Origin of the sequence: Catenuloplanes atrovinosus, assembly GCF_031458235.1 — a bacterium.
GTDB lineage: Bacteria > Actinomycetota > Actinomycetes > Mycobacteriales > Micromonosporaceae > Catenuloplanes > Catenuloplanes atrovinosus.
The window spans coordinates 7,329,225-7,349,331 of the sequence record NZ_JAVDYB010000001.1; the positions used below are offsets into that span (position 1 = coordinate 7,329,225).

Consider the following 20,107-nt stretch of genomic DNA (forward strand, 5'->3'; position numbering starts at 1 on the left):
GGTCGCCTCAGCGCGCCCACTTGGTCACCGTGATGCGGGTGCCTTCGCCGACCGCGGTCTCGATGTCGAACTCGTCCACCAGGCGCCGGGCGCCGCTCAGCCCGAGCCCCAGGCCGCCGCCGGTGGTGTAACCGTCGGTGAGCGCGAGGCCCAGGTCCGCGATGCCGGGGCCCTGATCGCTGAACACTATTCGTACACCCCGACGTCGCCCGCTGTCGACGATGGTGACCTCGGCCTTACCGCCACCACCGTAGACGAGCGTGTTGCGGGCCAGTTCACTGGCGGCCGTGACCAGCTTGGTCTGGTCCACCAGCGAGAGCTTGACCTTGACCGCGACGGTACGGGTGAGCTGCCGGACGCGGACCACGTCCTCGTCGCTGGAGATCACGAGCGTATCGCCGGCATCTGCGGCGCCGGCGAAGCCCATGGTCACGACGTCACCGCCGCCCCGTCCTGGGCGTCCTCGTCGTCGTCCTCGACGCCGAGGAGATCCTCTTCCTCACGCGCCCGGGCCAGCAGCTCCATGCCGCGTTCCACGTTCAGCGCGGTGCGGATGCCGTGCAGCGACAGGCCCAGCTCGACCAGCGTGATCGCCACCGCCGGGCGCATGCCGACCACCACGGTCTCCGCGTCCAGCACCTTGGAGATCGCCGCGATCGTGGACAGCATCCGGCCGACGAACGAGTCGACGATGTCCAGCGCGGTGATGTCGATGATCACACCGTGCACGCCGGTCTCGACGATCCGCGCGGAGAGGTCCTCCTGGAGTTGCAGCGCGATCTGGTCCTCCATGTCGACCTGGATCGACACCAGCAGGAAGTCCCCGATCTTGAGGACCGGCACGCGCTCCATCAGGACTCCCGCCGGGCCGCGCCGCGGCGGCCGAGGTCCGCGCCGGTGCGGCGCACCGCGTGGCGCAGCGCGTCGGCCAGCGTGGCCTTCGTCGCGATGTCGCCGAACTCGATGCCGAGCGCCACGATCGTCTGCGCGATCTGCGGCCGGATGCCGGAGATGATGCACTCCGCGCCCATCAGCCGCGCGGCCACCACGGTCTTCAGCACGTGCTGCGCGACCTGGGTGTCCACCGCCGGGACGCCGGTGATGTCGATGATCGCGTACGGCGAGCCGGTGTCCACCAGCGTCTGGAGCAGGCGCTCCATCACCACCTGGGCGCGCGCGGAGTCGAGCGTGCCGACCAGCGGCACCGCGACCACGCCGTCCCACAGCTTGACCACCGGCGTGGCCAGCTCCAGCAGCTGCTCCGCCTGGTCCGCGATGACCTCCTCGCGGGCCTGCGCGTACGTCTCGAACGTGAACAGGCCCAACTGGTCGACGAGCGCGCCGAACGCGATGAAGTCGCTCAGCGCCCGCGAGTCCGCGTCGTGCACGCCGGTGGCGGTGGCGAACGCCTCCTTCGCCGCGAAGACGCTGACCGCGGTCTCCGTGGAGGTGAAGCCCTGGAGCGCGCGGGAGCGGGACATCTCGCTCAGCACCGCGCGCAGCTCGCCGCCGGCGTCGCCCTGCAGCTCGGCGGCGCCGCTCGCCAGCAGGTCGCGCAGGGCCCGGAACAGCTCCCGGACCTGCCGGTCCAGCTCGCCCTGGCTGAGCCGCCCGCGCAGCGAGGTCGCCACCTCACGCACCCACGACTCGGCGATCCTGTCCTGGTGCTCGTCGAGCAGCGCGGTGAGCCGGCTCGCCGTCTCCGTGCTGAGCGCCACGTTCGCCTCCATGTCAGCTCCCAGGTCGTCGCCTGAGGTCTGAGGTGCCTGGGGATCATTCGGTTGACCGACCGGTGGGACACTATCACCGGTGCGACGACCGTTACTTGCTCGACGCCAAGTATTTGGCATCGGCCTCACACTGCGAGCATGCCGTCGGTGGAGTAGCGTTTCGTCCATAACAGGAGGTCGGCTAAATGTCCTTGACGGTTAAGACCGAACAGCGCGATGACGTGGTCGTCGTGTCGGTGGCTGGTGAGCTCGACATGGCCACCGCGCCGCAGCTGCAGGATCAGATCACCGACCTGTTGGAGAAGGGCCGCACACGGCTCGTCTTCGACCTGGCGGAGGTCTCGTTCTGCGACTCGACCGGCCTGTCCGTCTTCGTGCGCGCCAAGAACAGCACGGACGACAGCGGCGGCCTGGTCCGGCTCGCGGCGCCGCAGCGCGGGGTGCTGCGCATCCTCGAGGTGAGCGGCCTGGTCGAGGTCCTCCAGACGTATCCGACGGTCGACGAGGCCGTGGACGGCGCGCCGGCCTCGGCCTGACGCGCCGCACGTCACATCTCCTGACTACTTCTCGGTGATCGTCGTGGCGGTCACCGAGTCGTCGCTGCCCGCGGTCCCCTCGACGGTCACGGTGTCCCCCTCGGCCAGGTCGGTCAGCGCGCCGTCCGCGGCCACCCGCACCGCGGTGCCGTCGGACGTCTTCACGGTGACCGTGCGGCCGTCCCCGGTCACGATGTAGACCGTGCTGCCGTTGACCAGCTTGACGGTTCCCTCGGTGGTGCCACCGCCGGTCGGCTGCGCGGACTCCGTCGCGGCCGGCTGCCGGCCCGGGAAGCCGCCGCCCTGGAAGCCGGCGGCGCCCGCCGCTCCGCCGCCTCCCGGGCCCGACGTCGTGGTCGTGCCCCAGCGCTGCTGGATCTGGACGCCGGCCAGCACGCCGCCGCCCAGCAGCAGCACCGCGGCCAGGCACGGTGTCCACCGGTTCCACCACTGTCTCGGGGCGGTCGCGGCCAGCTGCGCAGCCAGCCCGTCGTGGTCCCGCGCCCCCGGCAGCACGGCCGTGTCGCCGCTGTCGGCCGTACCCCGGTGCTTCGATCTTCTGAAGGCCATTGACTCGGATTCCTATTCGTAGCGGAGTGCGTCGATCGGGCGGAGACTCGCGGCGCGACCGGCCGGGTAACCGCCGAAGAACAGGCCGATCGCCACGGAGACACCCAGCGCCAGGAAGACCGAGCCGGGCACGATGACCGGCTGGACGCCGGCGATCTCGAACCGGGCGCCGAGCACCGCGATCAGCACGCCCAGGCCGCCGCCGGTCAGGCTCAGGATGGTGGCCTCGGCGAGGAACTGGGTCAGGATCACCCGGCGCGGTGCGCCGAGCGCCTTGCGGATGCCGATCTCCCGGGTCCGCTCGGTGACCGTGACCAGCATGATGTTCGTGATGCCGATGCCGCCGACCAGAAGCGAGACGCCGGCGACCGCGCCGAGCAGCACGGTGAACGTGTCCGCGGTCTCCGTCTGCGTCTCCAGCAGCTGCGACGCGTTCTGGATCCGGTACGGCGCGGTATCGCCCTCGTCGATGCCGAGCCGCTGGTCCAGGATCGTGGCGATCTCGTTCTGCGCCGCGGCGACCCGGTCGGCGGCGACCGCCTCCACCACGATCGAGCTGAGCGAGCCGTACCCGGCCAGCGTCTGCTGCACGGCGGTGAGCGGCGCGATCGCCAGGTCGTTGGCATCCTGCACGCCGGAGGAGGACTTCTCGGCCAGCACGCCGACCACGGTGAACAGCGCGCCGCCGACCGTGACCCGCGCGCCGACCGGGTCGGCGCCCTCGAACAGCTCCTCCGCCACGGTCTGCCCGATCACGGTCACCCGGCGGCCCTGGCTCACGTCCGCGTCGGTGAAGGCGGCGCCGCGCTCGATCCGGTAGGACTGCGCGCCGAGATAGCCGGTCACGGTGCCGATGAACTGGCTGACCTCGTGGTCGGTGCCGTCGTAGGTGAGCGTGCCGGACGCGTTGACCACCGGCGAGACGGATCTCACGTCCGGCGCCAGCGTCTCGTCCTGGAGCGCGTCCGCGATCTCCGTGGTCAGCGCCGTGTTCGTGGTGCCGCCGCGGTTCGCGCTCATCACCGTGATGGTGTTCGTGCCCAGCGCGGAGATCTGGCTGGTGATCGCGGCCGCGGAGCCGTTGCCGACCGCCACCAGCAGGATCACCGCCGCGACCCCGATCAGGATGCCGAGCATGGTCAGGGCGGAGCGGAGCCTGTTCGCGGCCACGCCCCTGACCGCGAACGTGAGGATCTCCCAGCTGCTCATCGCCTGTTTCTCTCGTCGGAGCGGACCTGGCCGTCGAAGAGCCGGATCAGCCGCCGGGCCCGCGCGCCCACCTCGGCCTCGTGCGTGATCAGCACGATCGTGCGGCCCTGCGCGTGCAGGTCGTCGAAGATGGCCAGCACGTCCTCGGTGGAGCGGCTGTCCAGGTTTCCGGTCGGCTCGTCCGCCAGCAGCAGCGCCGGCTCGGTGACCAGCGCGCGGGCCACCGCCACGCGCTGCTGCTGGCCGCCGGAGAGCTGGTTCGGCTCGTGGCCGGCGCGCGCGCCGAGCCCGACCAGGTCCAGCGCGGCCAGCGCCCGCTTCCGGCGGGCGACCGGCTTCACGCCCGCGTAGGCGAGCGGCAGCTCCACGTTGGCGAGCGCGGTGGTCCGCGGGATCAGGTTGAACGACTGGAAGATGAAGCCGATCAGGCGGTTCCGGACCACCGCGAGCTGCCGGTCGGAGAGTTCGCTGACGTCCACGCCGTCCAGCAGGTAGCGGCCGGTGGACGGGACGTCGAGGCAGCCCAGGATGTTCATCAGCGTGGACTTGCCGGAGCCGGACGAGCCCATGACGGCGACGTAGTCGCCGCGGTCCACGGTGAGCGAGACGCCGGCCAGCGCGTGCACGGTGGCCTCGCCCTCGCCGTACACCTTGCGCAGCCGCTGCACCTCGATGACCGGCTCGGCGGTGGTCCCCGCCGGTGCCGCGGTGGTCATTGGCCGCCACCCCGCATGCCGCCGCCGGGCTGGGCCGCGCCGCCGGGCTGGGTGCCGCCGGCCGGGAAGCCGCCGCCGGCCGGGAACTGGCCGCCGCCGCCCTGCTGGGAGGCGCTCTCCTCGATCGTGTAGAGCACCTGGTCGCCGACGGCCAGACCCGAGGTGATCTCGGTCATCGTGTCGCCCTCCAGGCCGATCTCCACCGGCGTGGACACCTGCTGGCCGTCGACCACCGTGGTGACCGTGTGGCCGCGGCCGGCGGACGTGATCGCGGCCGAGTTGACCATCACGACGTTCGCCGCGGTGCCGGTGGTGACCGCGACCGTGACGGTCTGGCCGGACTTCGCGCCCTCCGGGACCTCGTCGAGCGAGAGCGTGGCGCCGTACGTGACGGAGGAGTCCTGGCCGCCGTCGCCGGAGCTGTGCGGATCGATCGCGGCGACGGTCGCGGTGGCGGTGACGCCGGTCAGCGCGTTCCAGGTGACGGTGGCGGTCTGGCCCTCCTCCAGCTTCGTGGCGTCCGCCTCCGCGAACGAGGCGGTGACCTGGAGCGCGTTCAGGTCCGCGATCTCGGCGAACGCGCCGCCGGAGTCGGTGCTCTGGTCGCTCCCGCCGCTCTGCCCGGTCTGACCGGTCTGGCCTCCGCTGCCGCTCGCCGTACCGCCGATGCTGCCGTTGATCGTGATGACGGTGCCGTCCATGGTGGCGGTCAGCGTGGTGCCCGCCACCGCGTCCGCCGCCTCCTCGACCGCCAGCTCGGCCCGCGTCACCTCCGCCTCCGCCGACGTGGTGTCGCTGCCCTCCGCCTCGGCCCGGGCCAGCGCGTCCTGCGCGGCCGTGAGATCGGCCCGTGCCGCCTCCAGGCTCCGGTTCGCCGCGGCCGGGTCGAGCTTCGCGAGCACCTGGCCCTTCGTCACGGTGTCGCCGACCTTGACGGCGATCTCGGTGACCGTGCCGGACGTGCCGAAGCTCGCGCCGGCCGTGGTCGCGCTCTCCACGGTGCCGTCCGCGCTGACCGTCGACGTGACGGTTCCCTGCTGCACGGTCAGCGTCCGCGTCGTGCCCGCGGTCGTGCTCGCCTCGCCGCGCGCGGGCTGGGCGAGGGAGAAGTAGGCCCACACGCCGAGACCCACGATTGCCAGCCCGAGGCCGGTATTGACAATCCAGGAGGGGCGGCGAGCGAGAAGGGGTCGTCGCACAGACATGCGCGTAGCGTCGCCGCCCCCTCTCGATACCGGCCCATGACGGCCTCGGAGCCGACTGGGAAGCGGCGGATCAGACATTTTCGATACATGCCGGTGGGGTGTGTCAGACTCGTCCGGTGAGCGCCGTGACGGCCGTGCCGCTCCGGGACGACTACGAGGGTCGTCCGGGGCGCGGTGGTGGGCGCGTGCCGGTGCTGACCGGCCGGCCGGAGCCGCGCGGGCATCGACGGCCGTCGGACAGTCCGGATCGGCGGGCGGCGGCCGGGTGGGCGATCTTCTTCGGGCTGCTCGGGCTCGGCTACCGCCTGTTGCTGGTGCGTGCCGAGGTGCCGCCCGGCGACGCGGCGGAGGCCGGCGCCGGGCTGGCGGCGCTGCGCATCGCGCAGGGGCAGGAACTGCCGCTGTTCCTGGACAGCGAGCGGTACATGGGCTCGCTGCAGGCGTTCCTCGCGGCGCCGTTCGTGCGCGTGCTCGGCACCGGGTGGTGGTCGGTGCGGCTGCCCGCGCTGATCTGCTTCGCCGGGTTCCTGATCGTGGCGTACATGCTGCTCCGCCGCCTCTACACGCCCTGGTTCGCGGCGCTGTCGATCGGCCTGTTCGCGCTCGGCTCGGACCGGGTGATCCGCGACGAACTGACCGGCGCCGGGGCGTACCCGGAGATGCTCCTCGCGGTCACGCTGCTCCTGCTGCTCACCGTGCGGCTGGCCGGCGCGGAGCTGAAACGCCCCGGGCTCGGCCTGTTCGGCTGGGGCGTGCTGGCCGGCCTCATGGTGTGGACGCACTGGTGGGTGCTGCCGTTCGTGGCCGCCGCCGGCGTGATGCTGCTGCTCAGCTTCAGGCGCGCGCTGGTCTGGCTGCTCGTCGCGGCCGGCACCGCGGCCGGCGCGGTGCCGCTGATCGCCTACGCCGTGCTCGGCTCGCCGCGCAGCCCGTTCGACCGGCTCGTGCTGGCCAGCGGCAACCTGATCGAGGCACCGCTCGCGGACCGGCTGACCGGCACGCTGTTCACCGCGATCCCGATCAGCGGCGGCCTGTGCGCGCCCGGCGAGTGCGTGGCCTGGCAGGCGTGGTGGGGCCCGGCGTACCTGGCGCTGCTCCTGGTGGCGCTGATCGCCGCGATCCGCGGCTTCGGCGACGCGCCGCCCGGCCGGGTCCCGCGGCACGCCGGCCGACTCGCGCTGATCCTGGCCGCCGCGCTCACGCTCGCGGTCTTCTTCGTCACCGCCAACTCCGCGCTCGCCCCCGCGGTCGCCGCGAAGAACCTGCACTACACGCTGATCGCGCTGCCCGCCGTGCTGTGGCCGCTGTGGCGCGCCGCCGCCCGCCTGTGGGGCCGCCGCGCCCGTACGCTGGTGGCCGCCTTCACCGGCCTGATCGGCTCCGCGGTCCTCGCGGCCGTGCTCGCGCTCGCGGTCGCCGCCACCGCCGCGCTGATCCTCAGCGGCCCCGCGATCTCCGCCCCGGCCGAGGACGAGCGTGAGCTCGTCGCCGCGCTCGACCGCGCCGGCGCCACCCGCGTCTACTCCGACCGCGACACCTGCGACCGCATCACGTTCATCACCGGCGAACGCATCATCTGCGCGGTCATCGACGCCCGCCTCAACCAGCGCGGCGACCGCTTCCCCGTCCACGGCACCGTCGTCCGCGCCGCCCCCGAGCCCGCCTGGGTCCTCCTCGCCGGCTCCGAGCTGGACGTCGCGTTCACCGCCTTCCGCGACCGCACCCTCCGCGTCTTCGACGTCACTCCGGCCGGCGGCTACCTCATCTACCAGGAAGACCGCTGAACCCTGTGCCGATCCCGTCGCCGGTTCGGCAGTGTGCCGGCGCCGGGGATCACTCGGTGGGGAGGAGGACGCGGAAGGTGGCGCCCTGGCCGGGGGCGGTGCTGAGCTCGACGTGGCCGCCGTGGGACTGGACGATGGCGGCGACGATGGAGAGGCCGAGGCCGGAGCCACCGGCGCCGGGGACACCACGAACGCGGCTGGACTCGACGCGGTAGAGGCGCTCGAAGACGCGATCCGCGTGCTCGGGCGGGATGCCGGGGCCGGTGTCGCTGACCTCCAGCACGGCGTAGCCGGAAACCGGTGCCGTCCCACCGGTACGGGACGACGACGGCCCCGCGGTCACGGCGGTCCCGGCCCGCCCGCCGTGGCCGCGGATTCCCCGGCCCGGCGCCGCGGGCACGGCGTTACCCGGCCCGGCCGGCCCGGGCGCCGCCGCGACCGCGTGGGGTGGGGTCCAGCGGCCGACGCGGATGGTGATCTGGGCGTCGGGCGGGGTGTGGACGAGGGCGTTGTTGACCAGGTTGGTGGCGACCTGGCGGAGGCGGTGTTCGTCGCCGGGTACGGTGATCGGCTCGAAGTCGTCGTCGGGCGCGAGCGCGGCCAGGCGGATGCGGCGGTCGGGGACGCGGGCGTGGGCGTCGCGAATGGTGTCGGCGGCGATCTGGAGCACGTCGACGGGACGGCGCTGGAGCGGGCGCTGCTGGTCGAGCTTGGCGAGCAGCAGCAGGTCCTCGACGAGCAGGCCCATCCGGGCGGCCTCGGACTCGATGCGGCTCATGGTCTCGTCCAGCGCCGGGCCGGGCGGTGCGCCGCCGCGCCGGTAGAGCTCGGCGAAGCCCCGGATCGAGGTCAACGGCGTGCGCAGCTCGTGGCCGGCGTCCGCGACGAACTGGCGGAGCCGGGCCTCGGACGCGGTACGCGCCCGGATCTCCGCCTCGATGCGGGCGAGCATGGAGTTGAGCGCGATGCCGAGCCGGCCCGGTTCGGTGTGCGGGTCGGCGTCGTCCGCGCGGTGGGACAGGTCGCCGGCGGTGATCTGGGCGGCCATCGCCTCCATCCGGGTGAGCGGGTGCAGGCCGAGCCGGACGACGAGCGCGGCGGCCAGGCCGAGCAGCAGCAGCACGACCAGCTCGACCGCCAGGTTGATCAGCAGCAGGCCGTCCGCGGTCCGGTCGATGTCCTCCAGCGAGGCGCCCTTCAGCACCAGCACCGGCAGACGGCCGTCGTCGGTCAGCATCACGGCCTCCTGCACCGTGATCCGCCAGGTGGTGCCGTCGGACAGCCGCACCGTCGTGGGCTCGTCCCTTCCGGCCTGCGCGGTCACGTCCGCGGTGTCGACCTGCGCGTCGCCGGCCTGGCGGTCGGTGCAGAGCAGCGTGCCGTCCGTCAGGTACAGGCTGAGGATCTGCTGGGGGCCGGCGAACTGCCCGGGCAGCGCGGGCGTCGGCGGGCCGCCCGGGTTGGCCGGGCTGAACGGCGCGCCGGTGTCGGAGCGGGTGGAGCAGAGCCGGTCGGCGACCATGGCGGGGTTGTCCACCCGGTTGCCCAGCCGGTCGTCGAGCTGGTCGGTCATGTAGCTGCGCAGCAGCCACACGCCCGCCAGGTTCGCCACCAACAGCGCCACGGTCGCCAGCGAGGCGATCGCCAGCACCAGCCGCGACCGCAGCGTCCAGTGCCGCCACCGGCGCACCCGCCAGGTCACTCCTCGGCGCTCCGGGGCAGGCGGAGCGCGTAGCCGACACCGCGGACCGTGTGGATCAGCGGCGGGTCCCAGCGGTCGATCTTCTTGCGCAGGTAGTAGACGTAGGACTCGACGATCCGGCCGTCACCGCCGAAGTCGTAGCTCCACACCCGGTCCAGGATCTGCGCCTTGCTGACCACCCGGCCCGCGTTGACCAGCAGGTACCGGAGCAGGTTGAACTCGGTCGGGGACAGCTCGACCAGCTTGCCGCCGCGGCGGACCTCGTGCGCGTCCTCGTCCAGCTCCAGGTCGGCGTACCGCAGCATGCCGTTGTCCTCGGCGGAGTCCGCGTCGCCGCGGCTGCGGCGCAGGATCGCCCGGATGCGCAGCACGACCTCCTCCAGGCTGAACGGCTTGGTGACGTAGTCGTCCGCGCCGACCGTGAGGCCGGAGATCCGGTCCTCGACCGCGTCGCGCGCGGTCAGGAACAGCACCGGGACCGGACGGGCGCCGGATCGCAGCCGCTGCGCGACCTGGAAGCCGTCCAGGTCGGGCAGCATCACGTCGAGGACGACCAGGTCGGGCTCGAACTCGGTGGCGACGGTCAGCGCCTCGTGGCCGCCGTTCGCCACCCGCACGTCGAAGTGGATCAGACGAAGCGTGGCCGACAGCAACGCGCAGATGTTCGGCTCGTCGTCGACGACGAGAACCTTCGTTGGCCGTGCTTCGGTCTGCTGACGCACCGTGTTGCCTCCTGCCGTCCAAGCCCGATCATCCGCTGCCGCGCGACCGCTCATCGCGCGATCACGGTTACCGGGACACCGGCTCCCACTTCTATCGAAGGCGCCTCGGAGCGAGGTCGGAGAACCCTGAACAAAGACTTAAAACCGCAGATCATCGGGGGTACGGATGATCAAGACGCGACCACGGTCTCGCCGGTGGTGAGGCCGGAGACGATCTCGGCGTACGCATCCCCGATCAGCCCGACCCGGACGGCCCGCCGCTCGTCCACGCCATCGACCCGCACGGTCACGGTACCGGCACCGTCCGCCACGTCGTGGACCACGGACGCCGGCACCCGCAGCACGCCGCTGACCGCCGAGACGGTGACCGTGGCCTGCGCGTGCTGGCCGGCCAGCACGTCCTCCGGCACGGTGTCGAACGTGATCAGCGTGCCGTAGGTGACCATGCCGTCCGTGGCCGTGCCGACCGGGTCGACCTGCGTGACCGTGGCCGGGAACGTCTCGCCCGGCCGGTCCGCGAGCGTCACCGAGGCGGTCTGGCCGACCACGAGGCGACCGGCGTCCGCCTCCGGGAATTCGGCCCGCACCTCCATGCCGCCCACGTCGCCGAGCGTGATGAACGTGCTGCCGGCGCCGGCGCTGCTGCCGATGCCGCCGGCCACCGAGAGAATCCTGCCGCCGACCGGCGCCTTGATCACGGCGCCGGCCAGCGCCTCCTCGGCCTCGTCCAGCGCCAGCCGCGCGCTGGTCACCTTCTTCTGCGCGTTGTAGACCGCGTCACCGCCGGCCCGCCCGGTGCTACCACCGGTGGGACCGCCGTCCGTGCCGCCGCCACAGGTCGAGCCGCCGCCCGTGCCGCCGTCGGTGCCGCCGTTGGTGGTGCCGCCGTTGGTGGTGCCGCCGTTGGTGGTGCCGCCGTTGGTGGAGCCGCCGTTGGTGGAGGGGCCCGACCCGCCGGTGGAGGGGCCGGTCGAGGGCCGGGACGGCGTCGTGGACGGCGCGGGCGTGGCGGTCGTCGAGGGCGAGGGCGACGTGGAAGCGGACGGCGACGCCGGCACCGTCACGTAGACCGTGACCGTCTCGGTCACCGTGACCGTCACGGCCGGCACCGGCCCGCCGCCGGTGGACGGCGCCGGCGTCGGCGTGGTCCCGCCGGTGGCATAGCCCGCGGCCGTCGCGCAACCGGTCTCGGTGCCGGTGTCGGTGTCCGCCGTCGACGAGGCCGTGGACAGGTCCTCCTGGGCCGTGGCCAGGTCCTCCGCCGCCTTGTCCACCGTCTCCTGCGCGTCCGTGGCGTCCACCTCGGCCAGCACGTCACCGGCCCGCACCACGTCCCCGGGCCGCACGTTGACGGCGGTGACCTCGGCGGACGTACCGAAGCTGAGGCTCCTCGTCCGTGCGGGCGCCAGCGTGCCGGTGGCCGCGACCGCCAGCGTCACGTCACCGGTGTCGGCCGCCACCAGCGTCGGCTCGTCCGCGGTCGCCCCCGGGCCAGAGGTGAGCGCGTACGCGGTGGTGGCACCCGCCACCACGACCGCCGCGACGGCCACGCCGACCGCGATCCGCATTCGTCGACCCCGCAACAGCACAGCTCACACCCCATCCGGTCGGCACCCGACCGGCGAAGTCTCATCACCGCGCCTCGCAGCCGACTCGGCCCCGCCTGCGAGCACCCTCAGAGCACGGCCCCCTCATCCTCGACGCTGAGCCGCTTCATCGCCCCCGACGCCGAGCCGACTTGGCTCGTCTTCGACGCCGAGCCGGCTTCATCCGCCTTCGACGCCGAGCCGGCTTCATCCGCCTTCGACGCCGAGCCGGCTTTGTTCGTCTTCGACGCTGAGCCGGCTTTGTTCGTCTTCGACGCTGAGCCGGCTTTGTTCGTCTTCGACGAAGCGAGGCGCCGCGATGAACAGGCCGGCGACGGCCTGGAGCACGGCGATGCCGATCAGGAACAGCATCGGTACGGTCCAGCCGCCGGTCAGGCCGTAGAAGTAGCCGACCAGCAGCGGGCCGAGCGCGGCGAACAGGTAGCCGATGCTCTGCGCGAACGCGGAGAGCGCGACCGTGCCCTCCGGCGTGCGGGCGCGCAGGCCGAGCACGGTCAGCGCCAGCGGGAACGAGCTCTGGCCGATCGACAGCACGACCACCCAGAGGTACGCACCGGCGTGCGGCGCGAGCATCATGCCGAGGTACGACACGATCATGAGGCCGGCCAGCGCGAGGATCAGCCCGTGCAGGCGGCGCACGCGGGCCGCGAGCGACGGCATGATCAGTCCCATCGGCACGCCGACCACGGACAGGATGCCGAGCAGCAGCCCGGCGTGCTCCGCGGCGAAGCCGGCGTCCCGGAACAGCGTGGGCAGCCACCCCATGGCCGCGTAGCCGCTGAGCGACTGCGCGCCGAAGAAGATCGCCATGGCCCAGCCGAGGCGGGTGGCTCCCGGCCGTACCCGCGCCAGGGCTTTCGCCCCTGACACCGCCGCCGGGGCGGCGGACGGACGGCGCAGCGCGGCCGGCAGCCACAGCGGGATCGCGGCGAGCGCGAGGATCGCCCAGACGCCCAGCCCGGCGCGCCACGAACCGAACGCGTGCGCGATCGGCACGGCCGCGGCCGCGCCGACGGTGGCGCCGATCGACATGGAGACGGAGTACATGCCGGTGACCAGGCCGGTCCGCTCCGGGAAGTGCTGCTTGACCAGCATCGGCATCAGCACGTTGCCGACCGCGATGCCGGAGAGCGCGAGCGCGCCGGTGACCACGAAGATCACGGCGGAGTCGGTGATCACGCGCAGCGCCTGGCCGGCCACCAGCGCGGCCATCGCGGCGACCAGCACGCGCGGCGCGGCGAAGCGGCGGACCAGCACCGGCGTGAACGCGCCGAACACCGCGAACGCGATGGTCGGCATGGTGGTGACCACGCCCGCCATCAGGCCGGACAGGTGCAGGCCGGCGCGCACCTCGGTGAGCAGCGAGCCGACGCTGGTGATGGACGTGCGCAGGTTCAGCGCGACCAGCAGCATGGCGGCCAGTACCAGCAGCGTGCCACGAACCCGTCGGCCCGAGGGGGCGACGGCGGCGGCGGGTTCCAGCACCATGGGGGAGGTCGACACGTACCCATCGTAAAATCATGGGATGAATTCGGCGTAGTTCTCGGAGGATGGTGTAAGGAATGACATACCGGCTGGTGGAGCGGGTCATCGAGGAGCTGCGCGCCAAGGTGACGTCCGGCGAGTGGCCGGTCGGCGGGCGCATCCCGACCGAGCCACAGCTGGTCGAGGCGCTCGGCGTCGGGCGGAACACGATCCGCGAGGCGGTCAAGGCACTGGTGCACGCGGGCGTGCTGGAGAGCCGGCAGGGCTCGGGGACGTACGTGATGTCCAGCGACGAACTGGCCGGCGTGGTCGGGCGGCGGATGGCCGACGCGGAGCTGGCCGAGGTGGTCGAGGTACGGCGCGCGTTCGAGGTGGAGGCCGCCCGGCTGGCCGCGGTGCGCCGCACGCCCGCGGACGTGGCCGAGCTGGAGCGCGCGCTGGACCGGCGCGAGGCGGCCTGGGCGGCCGGGCGGCTGCACGAGTTCGTCGAGGCGGACGTGGCGCTGCACACCGCGATCCTGGGCGCGGCGCACAACGGGATGCTGGCCGGGCTCTACGCGTCGTTCCGCAACGCGATGCGCGCCACGGTGGCACAGTCCTTCGAGGACGAGGGGATGACCGCGGAGAGCTACGTCGACCACGGACGGCTGGTCGCGGCGATCCGCGCGGGGGACCCGGAGCTGGCCGCGAAAGAGGCCGGTGCGTACCTCGAATAGGCATTCGGTGAATCGGGCAATACGGTGAGGACCCACCCCCGTCACATCTTTCGGAGTACCGATGATCAAGGGCTTCAAAGACTTCATCATGCGCGGCAACGTGATCGAGCTCGCGGTCGGTGTCGTCATCGGCACCGCGTTCACCGCACTGGTCACGTCGTTCACCAAGTCGTTCCTCGAACCGCTGATCAAGCTCGCCACCGGTGGCACCGGTGAGCTGAAGGGCGCCTGGTCGCCGACGGCCGGCATCTCCTTCGAGTACGCCGCGTTCATCAACCAGGTGATCACGTTCCTGATGACGGCCGCGGTCGTCTACTTCCTCGTGGTCTACCCGATGAACAAGCTCGCCGAGCGCCGCAAGCGGGGCGAGGAGCCGGAGCCCGATGCGCCGAGCGACGAGGTCCGCCTGCTCACCGAGATCCGCGACGCGCTGATCGCCGGCAACTCCGACCCGGACCGCCGGGCCGCGATCGACGAGGCGATCCGCCGGGAGCACTTCCCGCCGCGCGGGTAGGTAGCCCAGTCCGCCGCGCGGGTAGGTAGCTCAGCCCGCCGCGCGGGTAGGTAGCTCAGCCCGCCGCGCGGGGTAGGTGGCTCAGCCCGCCGCGCGGTTAGGTAGCTCAGTCCGCCGCGCGGCTGACACCGCTTAGCAAGATCACACACCCTATCGAACGCATGTTCGATAGGGTGTGCTGCTATGGAGCAGCGAAAGCACTGGTGGAACGGCAAATGGGGGCGGATCGCCCGCAAGGACGTCTTCCTCCGGGTCAACGGGGACACCTGGCACGTCGAGGCCCGCGCCGGCGGCGCCGAGGGCGTGTCGCGGTTCTACGAGTTCGGCGGCGAGGACGAGGCGCTGGAGGCGGTCCGCGGCATGCTGAACGGGCCCGGCACCTGGCGTGAGCTCTCCACCCGCGACTGAGCGAGAATTGTCGGCTGATGCGCGCGCTCATCGTCGACAACCACGACTCGTACACGTACAACCTCTTCCAGCTCATCGCCGGCGTGACCGGCGATGAGCCGGACGTGGTCCGCAACGACGAGCCGCTGCCCGACCCGGGCGGATACGACTGCGCGATCATCTCGCCCGGCCCCGGGCACCCCGGCCGCGACGCCGACTTCGGCACGTCCGCGCGGCTGCTGGCCCGCCGTGACCTGCCGGTCCTCGGCGTCTGCCTCGGCCACCAGGGCATCGCGCTCGCCGCAGGCGCCACCGTGGTGCGGGCGCCACAGCCCCGGCACGGTCACCTCACCCGCGTCCGCCACGCCGGCACCGACGTCTTCGCCGGTCTTCCCCAGGACTTCGTCGCGGTCCGGTACCACTCGCTGGCCGTGCCCGAGCCGCTGCCGCCGCGCCTGATCGCCACCGCCTGGGCCGAGGACGGCGTGATCATGGGTCTGCGGCACGTCACCCGGCCGTGGTGGGGCGTGCAGTTCCATCCCGAGTCGATCGCGTCCGCGCACGGCGACGAGATCATCCGAAACTTCCTGCGGATCAACGGCCTGCTCCGGCCGCGCCGGACTCCCGCACCGCCGGCCGCTCCGGCTCCGCCGTCGCACGACCGACACCCCCTGGCCACGGTACGGGTGGAGCACCTCCCCGACCCGGAGGAACTCTTCACCCAGCTCTGCGGCGACGCGGTCCCCGCCTTCTGGCTGGACAGCAGCATGATCGCGGACGGCCTGTCCCGATTCTCCTACCTCGGCACCGCCACCGAGACCCTCACCTACCGCACCGGCTCCCACGCCGTCCAGGTCACGACGCCTCCCCCCGGCACGCCCGCGGCGCTCGACGACACCGGCGCCACGCCGGCGGCCGGCTCCCGCGTCGAGGCGGGGTCGATCTTCGATGTGCTGCGGGGACGGCTGGCGGCGGGGCGGATCGCCGCTCCGGAGGCGCTGCCGTTCGACTTCCTCGGAGGATACATCGGATATTTCGGTTACGAGCTGAAGAACGACGCCGGGGAAGGAGCGCACGCGGCGCGTACCCCCGACGCGGTCTGGGTCCTCGTGGACCGGTTCGTGGTGCTCGATCATGTGGAGCGGTGTGCGTGGGCGGTCGCGCTGCGAAGCTCGGCCGGGGCGGACGCGTGGGTGGCGCGGACCGCGGCGTTGATCTCGTCGATCCCGGCGGCGGTGAAGCGGGACGTCGCTCCGGCGCCGCTGGTGGATCCGGCGCCGCTGCTCGGCAAGGGGCGGGACCGCTACCTGGCGGACGTCGAGGAGGCGCGGGAGCGGCTGCGCGCCGGTGAGAGCTATGAGATCTGCCTGACCGACCGGCTCACCGTGCCCGATCCGGACGCGTCCGACCTGGAGCTCTACCGGCGGCTGCGGCGCAACAACCCGGCACCGTACGCGGCGCTGCTGCGGCTCGGCGAGGTCAGCGTGCTCAGCTCGTCGCCGGAGCGATTCCTGCGCGTGCTGCCGGACGGCACCGCGGAGAGCAAGCCGATCAAGGGAACCGCGCCGCGCTCGGCCGACCCGGTCCGCGACGAGGAGCTGCGCGCCTCGCTGGCCGACGACGCGAAGACCCGGGCCGAGAACCTCATGATCGTCGACCTGGTCCGCAACGACCTCGGGCAGGTGTGCGAGGTCGGGTCCGTGCGGGTGCCCGCGTTCATGGCCACCGAGTCGTACGCGACCGTGCACCAGCTCGTCTCCACGATCCGCGGGCGGTTGCGGGCCGGCGCGACCGCGGTGGACGCGGTCCGCGCCTGCTTCCCGGGCGGCTCGATGACCGGCGCGCCGAAGGAGCGCACCATGCGGATCATCGACGAGCTGGAGGACGGGCCGCGTGGCGTCTACTCCGGCGCGCTTGGATACCTGAGCCTCAGCGGTACGGCCGACCTGAGCATCGTCATCCGTACCGCGGTCCGGCACGGTGGCACGCTGACCATCGGGGCCGGCGGCGCGATCGTGCTGGACTCCGATCCCGCCGCCGAGTACGCGGAGATGCTGCTCAAGGCCGCCACCCCGCTGACCGCGCTCAGCCCAGGCTCTTCACCTGGTACACCCTGAGCACCCGCTTGTCGTCGATCATGGCGCCGATGTCGCCCGCGAACGCGGCCTCCTTCGGCAGCTCGCTGCTGAACTCCACCGCGTTCGTCCGCTTGCCGGTCGCGATGTCCCAGACCTGCACCACCCAGCCGGTCCGGTCGATGTCGACGTTGACGGTCACGCCGAGCGCGCGGCCGTCGCGGATCGCGTAGACGTCGGCGTCGCCCAGCGCCGTCACCTCCGAGCCGTCGAAGCGGAGCAGCTTCGCGTCCTGCATGGTGTCGAAGAACTGGTTGCCCCAGAGCAGGCCCTTCGGCGTGGCGTACCAGCCCTCGTCCACGCTGAACTCCACCTCCTGCTTCCACAGCTGGCGGCCGGTCGTGGTGTCCACCGCGACCGTCCGGTACTGATCGTTCGCGCTGTCCACGGCCACGCACACCACGTGCTCACCGCACGGCTTGATCTGCTCCACGGTCTCGCCGGCCGCCAGCGGTAGCTTCCACTTCTCCGCGAAGTCGTTCAGGCCGAACGCGGCCACGGTCGGCTGGGCCGCGGCCTCCGCGTTGAGCAGGCCGATCACCTGGCCGTCGAACGCGGTCCAGAAGTCGTCCTCGATCCGTACCCCGTTGGCACCGGAACCGCTCTTCGTCTCGCCGTCGGCCAGGTCGACCACCTGGATCCGCAGGTCGTCGGTGAGCTGCACCATGGACACCGAGGACGCGGCGAGCGAGTCGAACAGCCGGTACTCGCTGGCCGGCAGCATCCCGGAGCCCTTCTTCGGCCCGGCGTCGCCCACCCACTCGCGCAGCGGCTCGGCCCGGTGCGCGTCGATGATCACGGTGTCCGAGACGTTGGTACGGCTCCAGACCTCCTGGCCGGTCTTGAGGTTCATCCGGTACAGCTTGTAGTCCTCGTAGGAGCCGGTGTACTCCATCACCGCGTCCGCGCCCAGGAACGTGACGTCCCTGGTCAGCGACATGGGGAAGTCCCGCAACACGGTGCCGTCGGAGCGCTGGAGGACCGCGCGCGCGTCCTGCCGGTCGTGCGCGGTGGAGCTGTCCACGTCGAGCAGCAGCAGCTCGTCCAGCACGATCAGGTGGATCTCCGAGCCGGCGAGCTTGGCCGTCTTCTTCCAGAGCTGCTTGCCGTCCGTGGCGTTCATCGCGACGACCTCGGTGTTCGCGCCGATCACCTGCGCGTAGTACACCGTGGTGCCGGCGACCGCGACCGCGGTGGCGCCGCCGCCCAGCGTGATCGGCTCGCCGACGCGGACCAGCTCGCCGTCCGCCGCGGCGCCGGTGTTGCCGCCGGTGCCGCCACCGAGCACGTCGCCGATATTCGATCCGTCGGGCAGTGCGGTGTCGTTGGTGATGCCGGAGACCCAGCCGCTGATCGCCCGCGTGGTGTAGGTGCCGCAGGTCGCGATCGCGGCCACCACGGCGCCGATCGTGAGCATGGCGATCACGCGGCGGCGGGTGCGCTTCCTGATCTTCTTGGGGTCCGGCGGGCCGGCCGGTGGCGGGCTCACGGGCGCGCCGTTCGGGGCCGGCGCGGCGGGGTGCCAGGGCGGGGGCAGGGCGCCCCAGTTCGGCGGGGGGACCTGGCCGGCGGGTATTCGGGCCGGCTGACCGGGGAATCCGGCGGGGTACGGGTTGCCGGGCGCCGACGGGGAGACCGGCGCGCCGGAGGCCGGCGTCCCTGAAGTCGGCGCCGCGGCATCCGGCGTGCCGGCAACGGGGGTCGCCGCGGCGTAGCCGGACGTGTCGGGGCCGGGCGCGCCGTACGCCGGCGGATGACCGGTCCCATAGCCCGACGGCGACGTGGGTACGGCCGAGACCTGCGCGGACGCGATCGGCCCGAGGCGCTGGTTGGCCAGGGCCCCGTAGGCGACCGGCAGCTCCGGCTGCTCCGGCACGGACGGGACCACGCCGAGCCGCGCGTGCAGCCGGCTCGCCACCAGCGGGATCCGGCTCGACCCGCCGACCAGCAGCACGCCGCTGAGCTGCGCGGGCGCGATGCCGGACCGTTCCAGCACGCGGCGCGTCTCGTCCACCGCGCGGGCGACCAGCGGCCCCGCGACGCGCTCCACCTCGTCGCGCGTCAGGTGCAGCGGTTCCTCCAGGCCGGGCACCCGGACCGGCGCGCTGGTCAGCCGGGACAGCATCTCCTTGGCCGCGCGCACCTCGCCCCAGAACGCCTGCCGGTTCCGCCGGTCCGCGGCCGTCGCCGGGGCGGAGAGCCGCTGCCAGACGGCCGGGTCCCGCCCCGCGATCACGTGCCCCAGGTGGCCGACGAGCGCGTCGTCCACGTCGAGGCCGCCCAGGTCGTCGAGGCCGCCGGTGGCCGCGACCCGCCACCCGCCGGGCTCCCGGCGCACCACGGTCACGTCGAGCGTGCCGCCGCCGAAGTCGAACACCACGACCGCGCCGCCGGTCGGCACCGTCTGGCCGACCACCTGCGTGCAGTACGTGGCCGCGGCGACCGGCTCGTCCAGCAGCCGCACCTCGCCCAGCCCGGCGCGCCGGGCCGCGTCGGCCAGCACCGCCCGCCGTGGCGCACCCCAGTCGGCCGGGCAGGTGAGCACCGCGCCGGCCGGGTCCACGCCCGCGGTCCGCGCCTCCTCCGCCACCCGCACCAGAACCGCGCACAGCAGCTCGGTCACGGCCGCCTCCGCGCTGCCGAGCAGGACGGTGCCCTCGTCCACGCGCCGCTTCGGGTGCGGCTCGAACCGCTCCGGCTCGCCCGCGCCCAGCCGCGCCGCGTCCCGCCCGGTGTGCACCTCACCGTCGGCCGCGAGGAACACCCCCGACGGCAGGATCGGCGACCCGTCGAAGAGCAGCGCGCGCGGCGGCTGCCCCGCCCGCTCGACCACCGCCACCGTGTGCGTGGTGCCCAGGTCCACGGCCAGGCGCACCGGTCCGGTCACTGCAATCTCTCCCCACCGGGCGATCACCGCGCCCGGAGCCGGATGCTACCCACCGCCTGCGACATGTATCGACACGCGGACGACCGATCACCGAGGTCCGAACGGCCCATTCGGGATTGATTCGCACACACCGATACAACGCAATAACATGAAATTTCGGGCGTGCAGCGCCCGGCTCCGCTCTGCTTACCTCGCTCCCACC

General features: G+C 72.8%; 18 protein-coding genes. 6 read left to right on the plus strand and 12 right to left on the minus strand.

Translation table 11 applies throughout. The features are described 5' to 3' along the window. Positions 1 to 7 precede the first annotated feature (7 nt). Genes J2S41_RS32645 through J2S41_RS32655 form a run of 3 tightly spaced genes read right to left on the minus strand, consistent with a single transcriptional unit; the run spans position 8 to position 1,718 of the window. Positions 8 to 427 carry an ATP-binding protein gene (locus J2S41_RS32645; protein ID WP_310376691.1) on the minus strand — a complete coding sequence of 140 codons (420 nt, stop codon included), beginning with the start codon at positions 425 to 427 and terminating at the stop codon, positions 8 to 10. Positions 428 to 429: 2 nt separating this feature from the next. Next, on the minus strand, positions 430 to 852 hold the full coding sequence (locus J2S41_RS32650; RefSeq protein WP_310373774.1) for an STAS domain-containing protein: 423 nt from the start codon (positions 850 to 852) through the stop codon (positions 430 to 432). After that, positions 852 to 1,718 (minus strand): STAS domain-containing protein, encoded by an 867-nt coding sequence (locus tag J2S41_RS32655; protein WP_310376692.1) that lies wholly within the window; start codon positions 1,716 to 1,718, stop codon positions 852 to 854. The genes J2S41_RS32650 and J2S41_RS32655 overlap by 1 nt, the downstream gene beginning before the upstream one ends. 197 nt (positions 1,719 to 1,915) lie before the next feature. Here J2S41_RS32655 and J2S41_RS32660 point away from each other — a divergent pair, with 197 nt between their 5' ends. Continuing rightward, positions 1,916 to 2,266, plus strand: a complete 351-nt coding sequence (locus J2S41_RS32660) for an STAS domain-containing protein (RefSeq protein WP_033339298.1) — start codon at positions 1,916 to 1,918, stop codon at positions 2,264 to 2,266. A gap of 24 nt (positions 2,267 to 2,290) precedes the next feature. Here J2S41_RS32660 and J2S41_RS32665 read toward each other — a convergent pair whose 3' ends face one another. The 4 genes from J2S41_RS32665 to J2S41_RS32680 are packed head-to-tail and all read right to left on the minus strand — an operon-like array spanning position 2,291 to position 5,894. Continuing rightward, complete coding sequence (locus J2S41_RS32665; protein WP_310373775.1) at positions 2,291 to 2,836, minus strand: hypothetical protein; 546 nt, start codon at positions 2,834 to 2,836, stop codon at positions 2,291 to 2,293. A 12-nt stretch (positions 2,837 to 2,848) separates the two neighbouring features. Beyond that, a complete protein-coding gene (locus J2S41_RS32670; protein WP_310373776.1) occupies positions 2,849 to 4,045 on the minus strand; it encodes an ABC transporter permease in 1,197 nt (398 codons plus the stop codon). Further along, positions 4,042 to 4,761, minus strand: coding sequence for an ABC transporter ATP-binding protein (locus J2S41_RS32675; RefSeq protein ID WP_310373778.1), 720 nt, complete (start codon positions 4,759 to 4,761; stop codon positions 4,042 to 4,044). The genes J2S41_RS32670 and J2S41_RS32675 overlap by 4 nt, the downstream gene beginning before the upstream one ends. Then, a complete protein-coding gene (locus tag J2S41_RS32680; RefSeq protein ID WP_310373779.1) occupies positions 4,758 to 5,894 on the minus strand; it encodes an efflux RND transporter periplasmic adaptor subunit in 1,137 nt (378 codons plus the stop codon). Before J2S41_RS32680 ends, J2S41_RS32675 begins: the two co-directional genes overlap by 4 nt. A 188-nt stretch (positions 5,895 to 6,082) precedes the next feature. On the opposite strand from J2S41_RS32680, the gene J2S41_RS32685 reads away from it, so the two are divergent. Continuing rightward, a complete protein-coding gene (locus J2S41_RS32685; protein WP_310373780.1) occupies positions 6,083 to 7,750 on the plus strand; it encodes a glycosyltransferase family protein in 1,668 nt (555 codons plus the stop codon). Positions 7,751 to 7,799: 49 nt separating this feature from the next. On the opposite strand, the gene J2S41_RS32690 is transcribed toward J2S41_RS32685, so the two are convergent. The 4 genes from J2S41_RS32690 to J2S41_RS32705 all read right to left on the minus strand — a co-directional run bounded on the left by J2S41_RS32690 (position 7,800) and on the right by J2S41_RS32705 (position 13,269). Next, positions 7,800 to 9,272, minus strand: coding sequence for a sensor histidine kinase (locus J2S41_RS32690; RefSeq protein WP_374728292.1), 1,473 nt, complete (start codon positions 9,270 to 9,272; stop codon positions 7,800 to 7,802). Positions 9,273 to 9,448: 176 nt separating this feature from the next. Continuing rightward, positions 9,449 to 10,174, minus strand: coding sequence for a response regulator transcription factor (locus tag J2S41_RS32695; protein WP_310373784.1), 726 nt, complete (start codon positions 10,172 to 10,174; stop codon positions 9,449 to 9,451). A 170-nt stretch (positions 10,175 to 10,344) separates the two neighbouring features. Then, the gene (locus J2S41_RS32700) at positions 10,345 to 11,742 is read right to left on the minus strand and encodes an efflux RND transporter periplasmic adaptor subunit (protein WP_310373786.1); all 1,398 of its coding nucleotides are present in this window, start codon (positions 11,740 to 11,742) and stop codon (positions 10,345 to 10,347) included. A 225-nt stretch (positions 11,743 to 11,967) separates the two neighbouring features. Beyond that, a complete protein-coding gene (locus J2S41_RS32705; protein ID WP_310376694.1) occupies positions 11,968 to 13,269 on the minus strand; it encodes a CynX/NimT family MFS transporter in 1,302 nt (433 codons plus the stop codon). Positions 13,270 to 13,343: 74 nt separating this feature from the next. Here J2S41_RS32705 and J2S41_RS32710 point away from each other — a divergent pair, with 74 nt between their 5' ends. The 4 genes from J2S41_RS32710 to pabB all read left to right on the plus strand — a co-directional run bounded on the left by J2S41_RS32710 (position 13,344) and on the right by pabB (position 17,000). Continuing rightward, positions 13,344 to 13,982, plus strand: a complete 639-nt coding sequence (locus J2S41_RS32710) for a FadR/GntR family transcriptional regulator (RefSeq protein WP_310373788.1) — start codon at positions 13,344 to 13,346, stop codon at positions 13,980 to 13,982. A gap of 61 nt (positions 13,983 to 14,043) precedes the next feature. Continuing rightward, positions 14,044 to 14,496 carry a large conductance mechanosensitive channel protein MscL gene (mscL, locus tag J2S41_RS32715; protein WP_310373790.1) on the plus strand — a complete coding sequence of 151 codons (453 nt, stop codon included), beginning with the start codon at positions 14,044 to 14,046 and terminating at the stop codon, positions 14,494 to 14,496. A 183-nt stretch (positions 14,497 to 14,679) separates the two neighbouring features. Then, a complete protein-coding gene (locus J2S41_RS32720; protein ID WP_310373791.1) occupies positions 14,680 to 14,904 on the plus strand; it encodes a hypothetical protein in 225 nt (74 codons plus the stop codon). A 17-nt stretch (positions 14,905 to 14,921) separates the two neighbouring features. After that, the gene (pabB, locus tag J2S41_RS32725; RefSeq protein ID WP_310373793.1) at positions 14,922 to 17,000 is read left to right on the plus strand and encodes an aminodeoxychorismate synthase component I; all 2,079 of its coding nucleotides are present in this window, start codon (positions 14,922 to 14,924) and stop codon (positions 16,998 to 17,000) included. Here the strand turns inward: pabB and J2S41_RS32730 are convergent. After that, positions 16,969 to 19,905 (minus strand): Hsp70 family protein, encoded by a 2,937-nt coding sequence (locus J2S41_RS32730; RefSeq protein ID WP_310373795.1) that lies wholly within the window; start codon positions 19,903 to 19,905, stop codon positions 16,969 to 16,971. The genes pabB and J2S41_RS32730 overlap by 32 nt on opposite strands. Between the last annotated feature and the right edge of the window lie 202 nt (positions 19,906 to 20,107).

What these genes read in the sequence shown, in the direction of transcription:
- J2S41_RS32690 (WP_374728292.1), bottom strand. Translation starts at nt 9,272, where the DNA reads ATGGTCGCCGACCGGCTCTGCTCCACCCGCTCCGACACCGGCGCGCCG.
- J2S41_RS32660 (WP_033339298.1), top strand. Translation starts at nt 1,916, where the DNA reads ATGTCCTTGACGGTTAAGACCGAACAGCGCGATGACGTGGTCGTCGTG.
- J2S41_RS32665 (WP_310373775.1), bottom strand. Translation starts at nt 2,836, where the DNA reads ATGGCCTTCAGAAGATCGAAGCACCGGGGTACGGCCGACAGCGGCGAC.
- mscL (WP_310373790.1), top strand. Translation starts at nt 14,044, where the DNA reads ATGATCAAGGGCTTCAAAGACTTCATCATGCGCGGCAACGTGATCGAG.
- J2S41_RS32700 (WP_310373786.1), bottom strand. Translation starts at nt 11,742, where the DNA reads ATGCGGATCGCGGTCGGCGTGGCCGTCGCGGCGGTCGTGGTGGCGGGT.
- J2S41_RS32645 (WP_310376691.1), bottom strand. Translation starts at nt 427, where the DNA reads ATGGGCTTCGCCGGCGCCGCAGATGCCGGCGATACGCTCGTGATCTCC.
- J2S41_RS32720 (WP_310373791.1), top strand. Translation starts at nt 14,680, where the DNA reads ATGGAGCAGCGAAAGCACTGGTGGAACGGCAAATGGGGGCGGATCGCC.
- J2S41_RS32675 (WP_310373778.1), bottom strand. Translation starts at nt 4,761, where the DNA reads ATGACCACCGCGGCACCGGCGGGGACCACCGCCGAGCCGGTCATCGAG.
- J2S41_RS32705 (WP_310376694.1), bottom strand. Translation starts at nt 13,269, where the DNA reads ATGGTGCTGGAACCCGCCGCCGCCGTCGCCCCCTCGGGCCGACGGGTT.
- J2S41_RS32710 (WP_310373788.1), top strand. Translation starts at nt 13,344, where the DNA reads ATGACATACCGGCTGGTGGAGCGGGTCATCGAGGAGCTGCGCGCCAAG.
- pabB (WP_310373793.1), top strand. Translation starts at nt 14,922, where the DNA reads ATGCGCGCGCTCATCGTCGACAACCACGACTCGTACACGTACAACCTC.
- J2S41_RS32650 (WP_310373774.1), bottom strand. Translation starts at nt 852, where the DNA reads ATGGAGCGCGTGCCGGTCCTCAAGATCGGGGACTTCCTGCTGGTGTCG.
- J2S41_RS32670 (WP_310373776.1), bottom strand. Translation starts at nt 4,045, where the DNA reads ATGAGCAGCTGGGAGATCCTCACGTTCGCGGTCAGGGGCGTGGCCGCG.